The organism is Microbacterium sp. P03 (genome assembly GCF_043556235.1).
Taxonomy (GTDB): Bacteria; Actinomycetota; Actinomycetes; order Actinomycetales; family Microbacteriaceae; genus Microbacterium.
In genome coordinates this window covers 26,748-44,001 of the sequence record NZ_JBIGIM010000004.1, presented here as the reverse complement: position 1 = coordinate 44,001, position 17,254 = coordinate 26,748, and the positions used below count along the sequence as shown (strand labels likewise).

17 protein-coding genes are annotated in these 17,254 nt (G+C 71.7%); 8 read left to right on the top strand and 9 right to left on the bottom strand.

Annotated elements, in window-relative coordinates; genetic code table 11:
• The first annotated feature begins 39 nt into the window (after positions 1-39).
• The 6 genes from hemC (at position 40) to ACFXOO_RS11525 (ending at position 6,006) form a co-directional block, all read left to right on the top strand.
• Positions 40-1,041, top strand: a complete 1,002-nt coding sequence (gene hemC, locus ACFXOO_RS11550; RefSeq protein WP_378853134.1) for a hydroxymethylbilane synthase — start codon at positions 40-42, stop codon at positions 1,039-1,041.
• A complete protein-coding gene (locus tag ACFXOO_RS11545; protein WP_378843271.1) occupies positions 1,038-1,838 on the top strand; it encodes a uroporphyrinogen-III synthase in 801 nt (266 codons plus the stop codon). Before hemC ends, ACFXOO_RS11545 begins: the two co-directional genes overlap by 4 nt.
• Positions 1,835-2,812 (top strand): porphobilinogen synthase, encoded by a 978-nt coding sequence (gene hemB, locus ACFXOO_RS11540; protein WP_394563652.1) that lies wholly within the window; start codon positions 1,835-1,837, stop codon positions 2,810-2,812. The genes ACFXOO_RS11545 and hemB overlap by 4 nt, the downstream gene beginning before the upstream one ends.
• 80 nt (positions 2,813-2,892) lie before the next feature.
• Positions 2,893-4,218 carry a glutamate-1-semialdehyde 2,1-aminomutase gene (locus ACFXOO_RS11535; protein ID WP_394563650.1) on the top strand — a complete coding sequence of 442 codons (1,326 nt, stop codon included), beginning with the start codon at positions 2,893-2,895 and terminating at the stop codon, positions 4,216-4,218.
• A gap of 62 nt (positions 4,219-4,280) precedes the next feature.
• Positions 4,281-5,252 carry a 2-phospho-L-lactate transferase gene (cofD, locus tag ACFXOO_RS11530; protein WP_394563649.1) on the top strand — a complete coding sequence of 324 codons (972 nt, stop codon included), beginning with the start codon at positions 4,281-4,283 and terminating at the stop codon, positions 5,250-5,252.
• Position 5,253: 1 nt separating this feature from the next.
• Complete coding sequence (locus tag ACFXOO_RS11525) at positions 5,254-6,006, top strand: sulfite exporter TauE/SafE family protein (RefSeq protein WP_378843279.1); 753 nt, start codon at positions 5,254-5,256, stop codon at positions 6,004-6,006.
• A 16-nt stretch (positions 6,007-6,022) separates the two neighbouring features.
• Here ACFXOO_RS11525 and ACFXOO_RS11520 read toward each other — a convergent pair whose 3' ends face one another.
• From ACFXOO_RS11520 to cofG, 7 genes are all read right to left on the bottom strand, one after another.
• A complete protein-coding gene (locus tag ACFXOO_RS11520) occupies positions 6,023-6,403 on the bottom strand; it encodes an SseB family protein (protein WP_378853142.1) in 381 nt (126 codons plus the stop codon).
• Positions 6,400-6,603, bottom strand: a complete 204-nt coding sequence (locus ACFXOO_RS11515; RefSeq protein ID WP_378853144.1) for a hypothetical protein — start codon at positions 6,601-6,603, stop codon at positions 6,400-6,402. Before ACFXOO_RS11515 ends, ACFXOO_RS11520 begins: the two co-directional genes overlap by 4 nt.
• Positions 6,603-7,937, bottom strand: a complete 1,335-nt coding sequence (locus ACFXOO_RS11510) for a WXG100 family type VII secretion target (RefSeq protein WP_394563647.1) — start codon at positions 7,935-7,937, stop codon at positions 6,603-6,605. Before ACFXOO_RS11510 ends, ACFXOO_RS11515 begins: the two co-directional genes overlap by 1 nt.
• Before the next feature lie 85 nt (positions 7,938-8,022).
• Positions 8,023-8,664, bottom strand: coding sequence for a 2-phospho-L-lactate guanylyltransferase (cofC, locus tag ACFXOO_RS11505; protein WP_394563644.1), 642 nt, complete (start codon positions 8,662-8,664; stop codon positions 8,023-8,025).
• The gene (fgd, locus tag ACFXOO_RS11500; protein ID WP_378843289.1) at positions 8,661-9,680 is read right to left on the bottom strand and encodes a glucose-6-phosphate dehydrogenase (coenzyme-F420); all 1,020 of its coding nucleotides are present in this window, start codon (positions 9,678-9,680) and stop codon (positions 8,661-8,663) included. The genes cofC and fgd overlap by 4 nt, the downstream gene beginning before the upstream one ends.
• The gene (locus tag ACFXOO_RS11495) at positions 9,677-11,188 is read right to left on the bottom strand and encodes a flavin-containing monooxygenase (protein ID WP_394563642.1); all 1,512 of its coding nucleotides are present in this window, start codon (positions 11,186-11,188) and stop codon (positions 9,677-9,679) included. The genes fgd and ACFXOO_RS11495 overlap by 4 nt, the downstream gene beginning before the upstream one ends.
• Entirely contained in the window at positions 11,185-13,635 is a 2,451-nt protein-coding gene (gene cofG, locus ACFXOO_RS11490) for a 7,8-didemethyl-8-hydroxy-5-deazariboflavin synthase CofG (protein ID WP_394563641.1), read from the bottom strand. Before cofG ends, ACFXOO_RS11495 begins: the two co-directional genes overlap by 4 nt.
• 104 nt (positions 13,636-13,739) lie before the next feature.
• On the opposite strand from cofG, the gene ACFXOO_RS11485 reads away from it, so the two are divergent.
• The gene (locus ACFXOO_RS11485; protein ID WP_378843294.1) at positions 13,740-14,195 is read left to right on the top strand and encodes a hypothetical protein; all 456 of its coding nucleotides are present in this window, start codon (positions 13,740-13,742) and stop codon (positions 14,193-14,195) included.
• A gap of 37 nt (positions 14,196-14,232) precedes the next feature.
• Here the strand turns inward: ACFXOO_RS11485 and ACFXOO_RS11480 are convergent, their stop codons facing one another.
• A complete protein-coding gene (locus tag ACFXOO_RS11480) occupies positions 14,233-15,048 on the bottom strand; it encodes an ABC transporter permease (RefSeq protein WP_378843296.1) in 816 nt (271 codons plus the stop codon).
• Complete coding sequence (locus ACFXOO_RS11475; RefSeq protein ID WP_378843298.1) at positions 15,045-16,061, bottom strand: ATP-binding cassette domain-containing protein; 1,017 nt, start codon at positions 16,059-16,061, stop codon at positions 15,045-15,047. The genes ACFXOO_RS11480 and ACFXOO_RS11475 overlap by 4 nt, the downstream gene beginning before the upstream one ends.
• Positions 16,062-16,178: 117 nt before the next feature.
• Here ACFXOO_RS11475 and ACFXOO_RS11470 point away from each other — a divergent pair, with 117 nt between their 5' ends.
• A complete protein-coding gene (locus ACFXOO_RS11470) occupies positions 16,179-17,249 on the top strand; it encodes an enoyl-CoA hydratase/isomerase family protein (RefSeq protein WP_394563639.1) in 1,071 nt (356 codons plus the stop codon).
• Positions 17,250-17,254 lie beyond the last annotated feature (5 nt).

The window sequence follows — 17,254 nt, the reverse complement described above, 5'->3', positions numbered from 1 at the left end:
ACCCCGTCCAGGGACGGACGCGCCCCGCGCGGTGCGCTCATGACCGGCGTCGCGCTCCGGCTCGGCACCCGGCGCAGCGCCCTCGCCCTGGCGCAGTCGCAGCAGGTGGCCGACGCGCTGGCCGCGGCATCCGGTCGTCCGGTGCACCTGGTCCCGATCGTCTCGGAGGGTGACGTCACCCGTGCCTCGCTCGCGTCGCTGGGCGGCACCGGGGTGTTCGCCACTCGACTCCGCGAAGCACTGCTGGCGGGGGAGTGCGATCTGCTCGTGCACTCGCTCAAAGACCTGCCGACCGCACAGCCCGATGGTCTGGTGATCGCCGCGACCCCGGTGCGCGCCGACGCTCGCGACGTCGTCGTGACGAAGAACGGCACGCCGCTGCAGTCGCTCTCGTCGGGCGCGACGGTGGGAACCGGCTCTCCGCGCCGTGTGGCGCAGGTGCGACGACGGAACCCGCGCGTGGACGTGCGCGACCTGCGCGGCAACGTGGATTCCCGCCTGGGGCGCGTGCGCGACGGTGAGCTCGACGCCGTGGTGCTGGCCGCGGCGGGCCTGGCCCGTCTCGACCCCGACGACGGCGGACTGCAGCGCGAGGCGCTGGGCCTGACGGAGTGGCCGACGGCCCCCGGCCAGGGCGCGCTCGCGATCGAGACGCGCGAGGACGCGGAGGCCGACCTCCGCGCCGCGATCGCGCTGCTGGAGGACGACGCCACGCGCATCGCGGTCACCGCCGAACGGGCGGTTCTCGCGACGCTCGAGGCCGGATGCCACGCGCCGGTCGGGGTCTACGCCGACATCGCCGACGGCGACCTGCGCATCCGTGCCGTCGTCTACGAACTCGACGGTTCGCACCGCATCGCGCTGGACCGAACGATCCGATTGACGCCGGGGTATGCTCGAGACAAGGGCAGCGGCAATGGTGCGGATGCTGCCGACGACGCGAACCCGATCGCTCGTGCTGCGCGCGCCGGGTCTGAAGTCGCTCGTCGGCTGCTCGAACGCGGGGCGGCCGACGTGGTAACACGAGAGTCGACCCAATGAACACTTCCCCTATCGCCACGACACCCAAGCCGCTCGCCGGCTGGCGGGTGCTTGTGCCGCGCGGCGGTCCATGGGGCGACAGCGTCGCCGCCACCCTCCGATCCCGGGGCGCCACCCCGGTGGTCGCCCCTCTCATCAACTTCGCCCCCACGAACGACCAGGCCGCCCTCGACGAGGCGCTGGCCGATCTCGCGGCCGGGGCGTTCCAGTGGCTCACCGTCACGAGCGCCACGACCGCTGACGTCCTGTACGCCTACCGGGCGACCGTCCCCCCGCACACGCGGCTCGCGGCGGTCGGCGAGACCACGGCCGCCGCCCTGCAGTCGATGGGCTACCGGGTCGATCTGATCCCCGAGCAGGACAACTCCGCGGCGGGCATGGCGGAACAGCTCATCGCCATCGAGCCCGAGCCGCGCGACATCCTGACGCTCCGCAGCGAGATCGCCAAGCCGGTGCTCACGCGCATGCTGATCGAGGCGGGGCACCGCGTGCGCAGCGTCGTGGCGTACCGGACCGTCGGGGTGCCGGTCACCGACAAGATCGCCGAGGACGTGCGCAGCGGCCGCATCAACGCGATCCTCGTGACGAGCGGATCGGTCGCGGAGCAGGTGCAGGAGCAGTTCCCCGAGATCCCCGAGTCGACCGTGATCGCGGCCATCGGCCCGCGCACCGCGAAAGACGCCAAGCGCGCGGGTCTGCCGGTCGATGTGGTGGCCGACCGCCAGACCGTCGACTCGCTCATCGAAGCCGTGTCGCACTTCGCGCTGCCCCACGCGTCCGACGAGTTCTCCCGGTGAGCTTCCCCGTCCACCGGCCGCGTCGGCTTCGGCAGACCCCTGCGCTGCGCGCGCTCATGCGTGAGACGCGCATCGCCCCCGCCCAGCTCGTCCTGCCCCTGTTCGTCCGCGAGGGGATCTCCGATCCGGCGCCGATCTCGTCGATGCCCGGCGTCGTGCAGCACACGGTCGACTCGCTCAAGGCTGCGGTGACGGACGCCGCGGCCGCCGGAATCTGCGGGGTCATGCTGTTCGGCGTGCCCGCCGTGCGCGACGCCCGGGGATCGGGGGCGGACGATCCCCGCGGCATCCTGAACATCGCGACGCGGGCCGTGGCCGACGAGATCGGCGACGCGCTCGTGGTGCAGACCGACCTCTGCCTCGACGAGTTCACCGATCACGGTCACTGCGGCGTGCTCACGGCCGGCGGCGCGGTCGACAACGACGCGACCCTCGAGCGCTATGCGGCGATGGCGCTCGCGCAGGCCAGGGCGGGCTCGGCGATGCTCGGGCTCTCCGGCATGATGGACGGCCAGACCGGGCACGTGCGGGCGGCGCTCGATGCCGAAGGCTTCAGCGACACGATGATCCTGGCCTACTCGGCGAAATACGCGGGGGCGTTCTACGGCCCCTTCCGCGAAGCCGTCGACTCCCAGCTCCAGGGCGATCGCCGCACGTATCAGCTCGACCCCGGCAACGCGCGCGAAGGTCTCCGCGAGGCGCTCCTCGATGTCGAGGAGGGCGCCGACGTCGTCATGGTCAAGCCGGCGCTGCCGTACCTCGATGTGCTGGCCGATGTGCGCGCCGCCGTCGACGTCCCGGTCTGGGCCTACCAGGTGTCGGGAGAGTTCGCGATGGTGGAAGCGGCTGCGGCGAACGGATGGATCGATCGCCGCGGCGCGATCCTCGAGTCGCTTCTGGCGATCCGCCGTGCCGGTGCCGACGCCGTGCTGAGCTACTGGGCGGTCGAGGCCGCCGGCTGGCTGCGCGAGTAGCAGACGCGGACGATGCCGATCTTCTGCCGCGGTGGGCAGAGGCGCAGACTGAATCCCGAACATCGAAGGAGCCGAGCCACGTGACCGATCGCAACGACGAACTGTTCGCCGAAGCGCGCGGGGTGATCCCCGGCGGCGTCAACTCGCCCGTGCGCGCCTACGGGTCGGTGGGCGGGTCGCCGCGGTTCCTCGCCTCCGCGCGCGGACCGTACGTGACCGATGTCGCGGGCCGGGAGTACGTCGACCTCGTCGCCTCGTGGGGCCCTGCGCTGCTCGGGCACGCGCGCCCCGAGATCGTCGCGGCCGTGCAGGACGCGGCATCCCGCGGCCTGTCCTTCGGCGCCCCGACCGAGGGTGAAGTGCAGCTGGCCGAGCTCATCGCCGGCCGGGTGGCCGTGGGCGAAGCGCGGCCGATCGAACGCGTCCGGCTGGTGTCGACCGGCACGGAGGCGACGATGACCGCGATCCGCCTCGCACGCGGCTTCACCGGCCGCGACCTGCTGGTCAAATTCGCCGGGCACTACCATGGACACTCCGACGGCCTGCTGGCGGCCGCCGGCTCGGGCGTCGCGACGCTCGCACTGCCCGACTCCGCGGGTGTGCCCGCACCGGTCGCCGCTCAGACGCTGGTCATCGGGTACAACGACCTCGACGCCGTCCGTGAGGTCTTCGCGGTGCACGGCGACCGCATCGCCGCGGTCATCACCGAGGCCGCCGCCGCGAACATGGGTGTCGTGGCGCCGCTCCCCGGCTTCAACGCCGCGCTCGCCGACATCGCGCACGAGCACGGTGCCCTCCTGATCAGTGATGAGGTGCTCACGGGGTTCCGCGTGCACCCGGCCGGCTACTGGGGCCTCCAGCACGAGGCGGGGGAGCGCTACACCCCCGACCTGTTCACGTTCGGCAAGGTCGTCGGCGGCGGAATGCCGCTGGCAGCCCTCGGTGGTCGCGGCGACGTCATGGACTTCCTCGCCCCGGTGGGGCCGGTCTATCAGGCCGGCACGCTGTCGGGCAATCCGCTCTCGGTCGCGGCCGGTCTGGCCACTCTCCGGCTTGCGACGCCCGAGGTGTACGCGAAAGTGGATGCCGCGGCATCCGTCGTCGCCTCCGCACTGTCGGACGCGCTGTCGGCGGAGGGCGTCGTGCATTCGGTCCCCCGTGCCGGCTCGCTGTTCGGGGTGGCGTTCCTGCCGTCATCGCCGCGCACGTACGCTGAGGCCCTGACGCAGGAGTCGTGGCGGTATCCGCCGTTCTTCCACGCGATGCTCGACGCGGGGGTCTCGCTGCCGCCGAGCGTGTTCGAGGCGTGGTTCCTGACGGCCGCGCACGACGAGCGGGCTCTGTCTCGGGTGCTGGACGCGCTTCCCGCCGCGGCTCGCGCCGCAGCGGCTGCCGTCGCTCCCTGACCGTCCCGGGAGCGCCCTCCCGACGGACCGCAGCGCCCGTCGGCCCGGCCTAGGCTGGAGGGATGAGTTCTTCGCCGCGCGTCGTCGTCCTCGCCGGCGGGGTCGGCGGTGCCAAGTTCACGCTCGGTGTGCGCGCGGCCCTCGCCCGGCGCGGCGCCCCCGAGGCCACGGTGGTCGTCAACACCGGTGACGACCTCTGGCTGAGCGGGGTGAGGCTGCAGCCCGACGTCGATTCGATCGTCTACGCCCTCGCCGGGGAGAACGACACACAGCGCGGCTGGGGACGGGCGGGCGACACCGAACGCGTCAACCATGAGCTCCAGGCCTGGGGCGCGGGCTGGCCGTGGTTCACACTGGGCGATCTCGACCTCGGGACGCACCTGGCGCGCACCGGCTGGCTGCGCGACGGCCTGACCCCGACGCAGGTCATCGGCCGGATGTCGCGGCGATGGCCGCTCGGCGTGCATCTCCTCCCCATGACCGACACCGAGGCCGACACGATCGTCGTACTGCGCGACGGCAGACGGATGCACTTCCAGGAGTGGTGGACGCGCCACCGGGCCGCGCTCGAGCCCGCCGCGTTCGAGAACCCCGGCATCGGCGACGCCGCACCCGCCCCGGGTGTCGCCGAGGCGATCGCCGGCGCCGACGTCGTGCTGCTCGCTCCCTCCAACCCCGTCGTCTCTCTCGGTCCGATCCTCGCGGTCCCGGGTATGCGTGCGGCGCTCGCCTCCACCTCCGCGCCCGTCGTCGGTGTGGCACCGATCATCGGCGGCCGGGTCGTCCGCGGCATGGCCGACGTCTGCCTCGCGGCGATCGGCGTCGAGACCTCCGCGTCGGCCGTGGCGGCGCACTACGGCGCGCGCGCCGACGGCGGCCTGCTGGACGCGTGGCTCCTGGCCGAGGAGGACGGCGCACTGGCCCCCGAGGTCGCCGGGCGGGGCATCCGGCCGATCGTCACTCCGCTGTGGATGACGGATGCCGCGGCCTCCGCCGACATCGTCGACGCTGCGCTCGACGCGGTCGGCGTCTGACGTGCCCGAGCTGACCGCGGTCGCGTGGCTGCTGCTGGCGATCGCAGCCTTCACCGTCGGGGTGTCCAAGACCGCACTGCCGGGCGCGACGATCCTGTCAGTGGCGATCTTCGCGGCCCTTCTGCCGGCGCGGCAGTCCACCGGTGCACTGCTGCTGCTGCTGATCGTGGCCGACGTGTTCGCCGTCCTCACCTATCGTCGCCACGCGAACTGGCCGGTGCTGCTGCGACTCGCCCCCGCGGTGCTGGTCGGTGTGGTGTTGGGCGTCGTGTTCCTCGCGTTCACGCCCGATCAGTGGGTGAAGCGCATCATCGGCGTGATCCTCCTCGTGCTCATCGCGATCACGCTGTTCCGGCGCCGCGTGCAGGCGCGCGTGCAGGAGCAGGCGCAGATCGGCGGCCGGCAGCGGGTCGCCGCGGCCACGTACGGCACGCTCGGCGGCTTCACCACGATGGTCGCCAACGCCGGTGGCCCCGTGATGTCGATGTACTTCCTCGCGGCGCGATTCGAAGTGAAGGAGTTCCTCGGCACCGCCGCGTGGTTCTTCGCCCTCGTCAACCTCACGAAGGTGCCGTTCTCGGTCGGCCTCGGCCTGATCACCGTCCCCGAGGTGCTCATGGACCTCGCACTCGTGCCCGCGGTGGTGGCGGGCGCGCTGCTCGGCCGGTGGCTCGCCGGTCGTATCGACCAGAAGCTCTTCGAGCGGCTGGTGATCATCCTGACGATCGTCGGCGCGGTCTACCTGCTGGTCTGATCCGTGCGCGGCCCGCTCAGGACGCGATCTCCTGCCGGAACGCGGCGAGACCCTCGGGCGCGATGTCGAATCCGAGCGCGGCGCCGGGATTGACGACCAGACCCTCGCTCACCGGGATCGTCCGCAGGAGGTCCTCACCCGAGAAGGCGACCACGAACGGTGCGAGTTCACCGAGCGTCGAGGCCGCATCCGGCGACGTGAAGGCGGCCAGCATCCGCGTCTCGCCGTTCTGGTAGTACACCGGGCGCATCCCCGCGCGATCCGGCCCCGGGTCGGCTCCGCTGGGTACGTAGATCGTCGAGGCGGCCAGCGTCCAGAGCACGGACTGCATGGTCAGCGCGCGGTCGCGCGCCTTCGCGATCGCTCGGTCGAGGAGGGGCACGTCGGTCGTGGTCATGCGGACACCTGTTCCGGGAAGCGTTCGTGGGCCTGTGCAGGGGTGACGGGATGCAGTGAGTGGCTGTCGCCGACCCACCAGGTCTCGCAGACCCGGCAGCGGTAGAGCAGATCGGTGGGAGTCGTCGCGATGACGAAGGTCGGCTCCCCGCCGGAGGAGAAGCCCTCGTGGCAGACCGGGCATCCGAGTTCGAAGGTCATCAGTAGCGCCTCACCACGACCCACGAACCGTCCTCGAGGTGTGTCAGCACCGCGCCGCCCGGGACCGCGTTGCCACCCGGCACCAGCGTCTCCCGCGTCTGATTGAGAAGGTACGACCCGTTGCCGGTGTTGACGGCGGTGTGACCATACGTCGAGCCGAGGTTGGTCGGGTCTTCGTAGAAGTGCGGCCACCCGCCGGAATCGGCGAGGGTCGGCCGTCGGAGCACGGCGGGGTCCACGGGGAAATGCACGGCATAGACGTCGCCGCCGTTGAGGTGGGCGTTCTGCACGGTGGGCGCCATGCCCGTCTCCCGCGCCGCCTGCGCGACCGAGCCGATCTGCGCGGCATCCTCTGTGGGCATCGCCCAGACGTCGGAGTTCGGCCCACCCAATGTGGCACCCGATCGGTCGTAGAGCGGGGCGATCTGATCGCCGAAGACCGAGCTGTGGTACCCGTTGTCGATCATGATCTGCAGTTCGTCGTCCGAGAGCGGATGACCGATCGATGCCGGCGGCCCCGGTGCGTCGTGCGGTACGGCCACGTCCGTCCCGGGCGTCCGCGGAGCCGACGGCGGTCCACCGCGCAGCACGCTCGCGAACAGCTCGTCGGCCTGAGAAAGCAGCACCTTCAGCTCGTCGAGCAGCTTCGACAGCGACTTCACCGATCGGATGAGCGTCGTGACCTTCGAACCGACGGTCGCCGCCAGGGACGACACGCGCGTCGTGACCTGCGACACGATCCAGGGCGTCGCCAGACCAAGGGAGAAGACGGCTTCGGCAGCCCACGAGATCGCCGATCCGACCAGCTGCGAGATCACGTCGCGGACGAGATCGTGCACGACCTGCACGATCGTCGAGGCGATGCTCAGGCCGGTCGACATCGCGCCCGCCCAGCTCGCGGCGCCGGTGATGTGCCCCGCCGCATCCTGCTGGAATCGGCGGTAGGCGTCCATCGCCTCGCCGTGGAGGTCATCGACATCGGCGAGCACCCGCGTCAGCTCATCGCCGGACGCCTGCAGCTGCGCCTGGATGTTCGCCCACGTCTGCGCGAAGGCGGCCACCTCGCCGGCGTCCCCCGTCAGATCGTTGAACCAGCCTTTCAAGGGTTCGAAGTGGTCGATCAGCCAGCCGAGCCCGGCTCCGATGAGCGAGCCGAGGGGATCCATCACGGTCGCCGCCGTGTCGAGCGCGACGCCGAGAGCGGCGACACCGCCCTCCACCCAGCTGCCCGAGTCGATGGCGGCGGCAAGCTGCGTGCCCGAGTCGAGCAGGCCGGCACCCGAGAACGGGGTGGCCGTGTCGATCGGTGCCGCGACGAGGGGATTGTCGGTCATGCGCGCGCACCGGGCTGGAGAAGGAACATCGCGTTCAGCCTAATGCGGGCGTGGTCGAAGCAGTCGACGGTACGGTCCGCATCGCCTACACGGCCCTCCGCGCGCCGCCGAGTGCGCGGGCCGTCCGCTCGCCGAGGCCGGTGAGCGCCGCCTCGTCGAGCTGATCGGCGGTGTCGACGTCGCGACGAAGGGTCGAGGCATCCGGCACCTGCAGCGGGACGCACCCGAGCTTGACGTGCCGCGCGAAGGAGTCCTGGCCGAACGCCGACGTCCACGGCACACCCGGACGGGCGGTCACCAGGGTCGACCCCGTGCCCTCCGCGTCGGCGACGACACCATGATCGACCGCGGAGGCCGCCACCAGCGCGGCGCCGAGGTCCTCGGACCGGAGCGCCGGGAGGTCTCCGAGGAGCGCCGCGCGAGGCATCCGTTCGCCCGCCGCCGCGGCACCCGCAGCCACCGCTTCGTCGATCCCGCGAGCATCGCCCTCGGCGACGAACCGCAGCCCGGGGATGTCGGCGGCGAGCAGGGGCAACGAGGCGTCCTCTGTGACGACGAGCACCTGCGCCACCTCGGCGCATGCGGCCGCCGCCGCGATCGTGTCGAGGGCGATCGCGCGGGCGAGGGTGATGCGGCCGATCTCGTCGAGACCGTCCACGCGCAGCCGCGACTTGCCGCGGTCGGCCGGCTTCACGGGGATGACGACGGCCCAGCTGACGCCGGTCACTCCCCGAAGCGCGCGCGCAGGCGCGGCAGGATCTCGGCGCCGTACATCCGGAGGAACTCCTCCTGGTCGTGGCCGGGGTCGTGGAACACCAGATGGCGGAAACCGAGGTCGACGTACTGGGCGATGCGCTCCACGTGCTCGTCGGGATCGGTCGAGACGATGAAGCGCTTGGCGACGCGCTCGATCGGCAGTTCGTCGGCCAGTCGCTGCATCTCGATCGGGTCGTGCACGCCCATCTTCTCGTCGGCTGACAGTGCGAGCGGTGCCCAGAACCGGGTCTTCTCGAGGGCGACCTCCTGGTCGGGGTGGTACGAGACCTTCACTTCCATGAGGGTGTCGATCGACCCCTCGGCGCGTCCGGCCTTCGACAGGCCTTCGGCCAGCGCGGGGAGCAGCGTGTCGGTGTAGAGCGCAGGGTCCTTCCCGCTCGTGGTGATGAAGCCGTCGGCGATGCGACCGGCCAGACGGGTCGCCGCCGGGCCCGCGGCGCCGATGTAGATCGGCACCTTCGAGTCGGCGGGCGGCCGGTCGTAGATCGTCGCATCCTTGACCGAGTAGTACGTGCCGTCGAACGTGACGCGTTCGTCGTCCCACAGCTTCTCGATGAGGGTGATCGCCTCTTTGAGACGCTGGAAGCGCTCGGGCGGGTCCGGCCATTCGAGACCGAGCGTCACCTCGTTGAGCGCCTCACCGGTTCCGACGCCGAGGATGACGCGGTTCGGGTAGAGGACGCCCAGCGTCGCGAACATCTGGGCGACGACGCCCGGATGGTAGCGGAAGGTCGGTGTCAGCACCGATGTGCCCATGATGATCTTCGACGTGCGGGCACCGAGCGCGCCGAGCCACGGCACGGCCGCCGGGGCGTGGCCGCCGTCGTGCATCCACGGCTGCAGGTGGTCGGAGACGAACACCGAGTCGAAGCCCATCTCCTCGGCGAGTACGCCGAACTCCAGCAGCTCGGTGGGTCCGAACTGCTCGGCCGAGGCCTTGTAGCCGAATCGCAGCGGTACGGTCATGTCTGTTCTCCCGTTCGTGTGGATGTTCCGTCGTGCAGGGTGCCGCTGACGGTGGCGGCCGCGAATTCGGACCCGTCCGCGCGCGCCAGCCGCGCACGGAAGGCATCGACCGTGCCCGGCCACAGCAGGGTGAGTCGACCGGATCGCTCGTCGACGTACCAGTTGCGGCATCCGCCGGTCATCCACGGGGTCTCGCGCGCGGCACGCGCGATCTCTGCGGAGTAGGCGGCCTCGGCCTCGGGGCGCACGCGCAGCACGGCGCGGTCCTCGCCGCGGAGAGCCAGCGCCCGCACCGTGTACGCCGCCTGCTCCTCGACCATGAGCACGGACGAATTGTGTCCGAGCGACGCATTGGGTCCGTTCAGGACGAACAGATTCGGGAAGCCGGTCACCACGGTCGACCCGAACGACGTCATCCCCTCGGCCCAGTGCTGGTCGAGCGTCCGCCCGTCCTCGCCGTGCACGAGGGCGGCGTAGGGCTGCTGCGTCGAGGCGAACCCGGTCGCGAGCACGAGGACGTCGGCGTCGTACCGCGCGCCGCTCGACGCGACGAGCGCCGATCCTTCCACGGCCGCGAGAGCCGAGGGCTCGAGTGTCACCGCATCGGAGGCGACCGCCGGGTAGAACTCGTCGGAGAGCAGCACGCGCTTGCACCCGAAGGCGTAGTCCGGAGTCAGCGCGGCGCGCAGTGCGGGGTCGCCGATCTGACCGGCCAGGTGCTGTTCGGCCGTTCGCCGGGCGATGACGGATGCCGCGGCATCGCCTGATCGCGACGCGAACCGGGCCTCGCCCTCGGTGTACAGCTCAGCCCGCAGTCGATCGAGCTCCTCCGGGTGCGCGGTGAATGCCGCGCGCTCCGCCTCCGAGTAGGGGCGTGCGCCGCGGGGGACGATCCAGGCGGGTGTCCGCTGGAAGAGGGTGACGTGGGCGGCGGTCCGGGCGAGCTCGGGAACCAGCTGGATCGCGCTCGCGCCGGTGCCGACGACCGCCACGCGGGCGCCCTCGAGGTCGACGGAGTGGTCCCAGCGCGAGGAGTGGAACAGCGGGCCGTCGAAGCCTGCGAGCCCGTCGATCTCGGGGACCACCGGTTCGGTCAGCCGTCCGCACGCGAGCACGAGCACGTCCGCGTGGAGTTCTCCCGGCTCGGCGCCGCCGGTCTCGAGCCGCCAGACGCCGTCCTCCCAGCGCGCCGAGCGCAGCGAGGTCTGCAGGCGCAGCCGCTCGCCGAGATGCTCGCGGTCGGCGACGTCCTCGAGGTATCGGTGGATCTCGTCTCCCCGCGCATACACGCCCGACCAGTCGGGGTTGGGGTGCGCGGCGAAGCCGTACAGGTGGCTGGGTACATCGCACGCGACACCGGGATACGTGTTGTCGCGCCAGGTGCCGCCGACGGATGCCGCGCGCTCGAGCACCACGAAGGAGTCACGGCCGGCACGCCGCAGGGCCATCGCCATCCCGAGTCCGGCGAACCCGGCGCCGATGACGGCGACCTCGACCCGTTCGGTCATCGGCGGTGCTCCGCGTCGGGGGTCGGCTCCCGGTAGTCGGTCGTCCGCAGGCGGAACGGCCGGAACAGGCCCGCGGCGAGGCGCGCGGCATCCGACGCAGGCAGCTCCTGTCCGTGCTCGACGCCCGCATCGGGTCGCACGCGTCCGTCGAGGAGCGCACCACCGAGGTCGTCGCCTCCGGCGCGCAGCAGCTCGGCGGCCTGGCTACGGCCGACGCGGGTCCAGGGGATCTGAATGTGCGGGATGCTCCCGGACAGCAGGAGGCGCGAGACCGCGACCATCGCGCGGTGCTCGTCGAGCGGGGCGCGTCCGGGAACGAGCGGCACGCCGCCCGCAGGCCCGGGGAGCGGGATCGGCACGAACTCGGTGAAGCCTCGCGTCTCGTCCTGGATCGACCGCAGCAGGCGCAGATGGGCGATGCGCTCCGCGGCGGTCTCCACGTGTCCGTAGAAGAGCACCGACGTCGATCGCAGACCGGCGCGGTGCGCGGCGATGATCCCCTCGATCCAGCGGTCGATCTCCAGATCGTCGGGTGCGATCCGTCGGCGCACCCGCTCGCTGAGGACCTTGACCCCGGTGCCGGGCATCGTGTCGACGCCCGCATCCCGGAGCGCGTGCAGCGTCTCCACCAGATCGGCGCCGGTGCGATCGGCGAGATCGCGCACGTCCTGCGGCCGGTACGCGTGCACGTGCAGACGCGGCGCGGCCTCGGAGATCGCGCGGATGATGTCGATGTAGGCCGAGGGGTCTTCGGACGCCGCCACCCGCCCCTGCACGCAGATCTCGGTCGCTCCCAGCTCGGCGGCGTCGGCGGCGATCGCACGCACATCGTCGAGGTCGAACGTCCCCTCGGACAGACCCGCCCCCACCGTGCGGAACCCCGACGAGGTGAGATTGCGGTTGACGACCAGACTGACCGCCTCGCCGACGGTGTAGCGGCGCACGTCGTCCCCGGCCGCGGTGAGTGCGGCGAGATCGTCTCCCGTCGCGCGCAGCAGCGCGGCCCAGTCGCCGTCGTCCAGCGCCGCCGGGTCGGCGGCAGCGGCCTCCGCGAGACCGGCGACTCCGGAGTCGCGTGCAGAACTCCTCACATTCGCCGCCGTCCCCCGCGAATCGGTCGCATCCGTCGGGGCGCCGACGGTTTCCGAGGAGTTCCGCGCGGCGGTGTCGCGACCGGTCGGGTGCACGTCGCGCGCGAGTCCCGTCGAGGGGTCGGCCAGAGCGGCCACGGCGTCATGCAGACCCGGATCGATCCAGGTCGCGGCATCCTGCACGTACTCGGGCTGCGCGGTCAGTCGCTCGTGCAGCGTGAAGCCCATCGCCGCGGTGCGCTCGGCGAGCTCCGACAGATGCGGCCAGGGGCGCTCGGGATTCACATGGTCCGCGGTCAGCGGCGACACCCCGCCCCAGTCGTCGGCGCCCGCCTGCACCAGCAGGTCGAATTCGGCCGGATCCGAGAGGTTGGGCGGCACCTGGATCCGCATGAGGGGGCCCATCACGAGCCGGGCGACGGCGACGGCTGCGACGTACTCGAGGACCGAGGCATCCGGCGCGGACTGCATCGCCGTGCGGGGCTTCGCGCGGAAGTTCTGCACGATCACCTCCTGCACGTGGCCCTGCGTGCGACCCGCATGCACGACAGCGTGTCGCACGTGCGCGTCGCGGATCGCGACGAGCGACTCGGCACGGTCGCGCTGCGTCTCGCCGATCCCCACGAGGATGCCCGTCGTGAACGGCACGCGGGCGCGCCCGGCGTCGTCGATGACAGCCAGCCGCAGGGCGGGGTCCTTGTCGGGTGAGCCGTAGTGCACCTCGCCGGGCTCCTCGAAGAGCCGCCGCGACGTCGTCTCGAGCATCATCCCCATCGACGGAGCGACGTGCCGCATCGCCGTGAGCTCGTCGAAGGTCATCACGCCGGGATTCGCGTGCGCCAGCATCCCGGTCTCCGCGGTGATGAGGCGCGACATCGCCGCCACGTACTCGAGTGTCGAGGCGTAGCCGTGCTCGTCGAGCCACGCGCGCGCTTCCGGCCAGCGGTCCTCGGGGCGATCGCCGAGCGTCAGCAGCGCCTCCTTGCAGTCCATCGCGGCCGCCTGGCGCGCGACCATCAGCACTTGTTCGGGCGACATGAACGCCGGCTTGTGCAGCTTGAGCAGCTGGCCGGGGGTGTCCACGAACACGCAGTAGTGGCAGCGATCGCGGCACAGGGTGGTGAGCGGGAGGAACGCCTTGCGCGAGTAGGTGATGACCGCGGAACGCCCGGATGCCTCGAGCCCCGCATCGCGCAGAGCTCCGGCACGCCGCAGCAGGCGGTCGAAGTCCGCGCCGGTCGCGGACAGCAGCGCCTCGGCGTCGACCGCGTCGATCGGGACACCGGCGTCGAGGCGATCCCAGACCGGACGCAGGTCAGCCACGGGCGCCCTGCGGTCGGGATCGGTGAGAGTCATCGATCCAGTCTTGCACCGTCGTCGAGCCGACGGCGCACACGATCGTTGCCGGTCCGTAAGCAAACCTCCAGGTGGAGAGCAGGCGCCGCTGGCAGACTGGGGGCATGGTGACCCTCCTGCTCGACTCCGCGCACCTCGAAGTCGTGCTGTCGCGGATCGAGCGGACACTCGCATTCCGCAAGGGGAATGTCATGGTCGACCGCGCGCAGATCGAGAAGGTGCAGCTCACCGACGACGCGTGGACGTGGCTGCGCGGGGTGCCCAGCCCCGGCACGCACGTGCGCGGCACGATCGCGATGGGCAGCTGGAAGGCCTCGGGCAGCACGGACTTCGCCCTCATCCGCCGCCACAACCCCGGTGTCGTGATCGACCTGCGGGGTCACGACGAGTTCCAGCGCATCGTGCTGTCTACCCGTCACGGACTCGCGCTCGTGCAGGCGCTCCGACGGGACGCCGGCGCCGAGGCCGCCGACGTCGCGGACATCGCCGCCGATGCGCCCGCCCCGACGCCGGTGTCGAAACGCCGACGGCGCGCCCCACGGCCGGCACCCGCCGTCTGATCCCGACTGTCGCACGCGAGCTGCGCTCGGCGGCGGATCAGGCCACGTCGCGGCGCCAGCTGATCAGGGCGCCCAGCACCAGCAGCACGACGGCGTAGGCGAGCAGGACGAGCCCGCCGCCCCACCACGAGAGGCCGTCGTCGCCCGACACGGTGGTTCCGCCGAAGATACTGGCCCCCACGAGGGCGTCGCTCGCGGCGCCCGGCAGCAGCCGCGTGATGTCGGCCAGACCGTCGACGAACGATGCGGCGACCCGGCCGATCGGCTCGATGAACTGCGTGAACACCAGCACGCCGACGATCGCGCCGACCTGGTTGCGCACGAGGGCGCCGACCCCGATGCCCACGAGCACCCACAGGACGAAGGCAAGGACCATCCGTCCGAGCAGCGCCCAGGTGTCACTCGAGGAGAGGTCGGTGTCGAGCCCGTATCCGGCGAGGAAGCCGGCGGCGGGTGCCACCGAGGCCACGATGCCGATGACGGCGTACAGGACGCCGAGCACCACGCCGATGAGGATCTTCGCCCACAGGACCGTGGTGCGCTGCGGTGTCGCGAGGAACGTCGGCGTGAGGGTCTTGTGCCGGAACTCGGCCGTGACCATGAGCGTTCCGATCAGGAGCGGGAACACGTAGCCGACCGATGCGGCGGTGCTGTACAGCGTCGCCGAGATCCCCTCGATGGGCGCCTGGGGGCCTTCGCCGCCGAGCGCGCCGGTGGCCGAGGCCGAGAGGACGAACCCCAGGGCGGATGCGGTGAAGGCGACGTAGACGAACAGGACGATGGCGAGGATCCACCACATCGACGTCGAGAACTGCTTCGTGGATTCTGCGCGGGTCGCGCCGGCGAGGCTCATCGGCCCGTCCCCTCGTCGTCGGTCGGCGCTTCGTCCTGGTGTGCCGCGACAGCCGGCTGCGGGGCACTCGTTCCGGCACCGGCCTGGGCGCTCGCCCCGGTTCCGGCACTCCCGTGCACCCGCGTCCCGTCGACCAGCTCGAGGAAGACCTCTTCGAGAGCCGGCCCGCGGCGGTGCAGCGACGACAGCGCGATCCCGGCGCCGGCGGCGACCTCACCCACACGCACGGTGTCGGCGTGCCGCACGGTGAGCCCCGAGCGCAGCACTTCGAAGGCGAGGCCCGCGCGTTCGAGGGCGCCGATCAAGGCGTCTCGGTCGGGGGCGTCGACGACGGTGGAGTACTCCGACGGATCGATGAGGTCATCGAGCGAGCCCTGGAAGACGAGTCGCCCGCGGGCGATGACCAGCAGGGCATCCACGGTCTGCTGCACCTCCGACAGCAGATGAGACGAGATCAGCACGGTGCGCCCCTGCCGGGCGAGATCGCGGAGGAAGCCACGGATCCATTTGATGCCCTCGGGGTCCAGGCCGTTGGTCGGCTCGTCGAGCACCAGCACACCGGGGTCGCCGAGCAGCGCGTAGGCCAGCCCCAGTCGCTGGCGCATCCCGAGCGAGAACCCGCCGACCTTGCGGCCCGCGGCGTCGGCGAGGCCGACCGCGCCGAGCGCCTCGTCCACGCGGGACGTCGGCAGATCGGCCGCCTGCGCGTAGACCTTGAGATGATTCGCCGCCGATCGCCCGGGGTGGAAGCTGGAGGCCTCGAGCACCGCGCCGACCGTCTGCAGGGGGTGCGCCAGCGAACGGTAGGCGCTTCCGCCGATCGTGGCGGTGCCCTCGTCAGCGCGGATCAGGCCCAGCAGCGTCCGCAGGGTCGTGGTCTTGCCCGCGCCGTTGGGGCCGAGGAATCCCGTCACCATTCCGGGTTCCACCCGTGCCGAGAAGCCGGCGACGGCCGCGACGGACCCGAACCGTTTCGTCAGGTTCGAGAATTCGAGCACCTGTCCGTCGGGCATTGAGACCTCTCCTCGTTGCGGGGCGTTTGTCCCATTGTCCCGGAAAGTGGCGATCAGCCGGAATCGAGCGGCGGCGCGACCCGGGCTGCTCGAGGGTGCGACGGTAACGTGTCGAGGGTGAGCGACCCCCTCGACCCGACCGAACCGCGCGTCCTGCGCCGCACAGACGCGGGCGTCGGCCGGCTGACCCTCAACCGACCGCGCGCGATCAACGCCCTCGACTTCGGGATGATCGAGCTGATGGCCGCCGCCCTCGATGCGTGGGAGCACGACCCCGACATCGACATCGTGGTGCTCGACGGGGCCGGCGATCGCGGCCTGTGCGCGGGGGGCGACGTCCGCGGCCTCTACGAGCAGATCACCGGGGGCCGCACCGAGGAGACGTCGGTGTTCTTCCGCGCCGAGTACGCCCTGAACGCCCGCATCGCGGAGTATCCCAAGCCCATCGTCGCGATCGCCGACGGCATCACCATGGGCGGCGGGATCGGGCTCGCCGGCCACGCCTCGGTGCGCGTCGTCACCGAACGCTCCCGTCTCGCCATGCCCGAGACCCGCATCGGATTCACCCCGGACGTCGGCGGCACCTGGCTGCTCGCCCACGCGCCGGGTCGCGTGGGCGAGTACCTCGCGCTCACGGGATCGACGATGGATGCCTCGGACGCGATCTACGCCGGGGTGGCAGACCACCTCGTGCCGTCGGCGAACCTGACCGACCTGCGCGAAGCGCTCAGCTCGCGCGCAGACCCCGCGACGCCGACCGAGCTGGTCCTGCTGTTCGACGAGACCCCGGCTCCCTCGCGTCTCGAGGGCGCGCGAGCGTGGATCGACGACGCGTTCGCGGCGGACACCGTCGGCGAGATCGTGCAGCGGCTGCGCGCGCGCGCCGAGCCCGAGGCATCCGCGACCGCCGACCTGCTCGGCGAGCTCGCGCCCACCGCGCTCGCCGTGACGCTGGAGGCCGTGCGCAGGGCGCGCGCCCTGCCCGACCTCCGCGCCGATCTCGCCCAGGAGTACGGTCTCGTACTGTGGTTCGCCACGACGCACCCCGACCTCGTCGAGGGCATCCGCGCGCAGCTCGTCGACAAGGACCGCTCCCCGCGTTGGCAGCCGTCGACGATCGCGGAACTCGCCCCGGATGCCGCGGCCGACGCCTTCGCGTACGAGCCGAAGATCGCCCTCTGGGGCTGATGAGG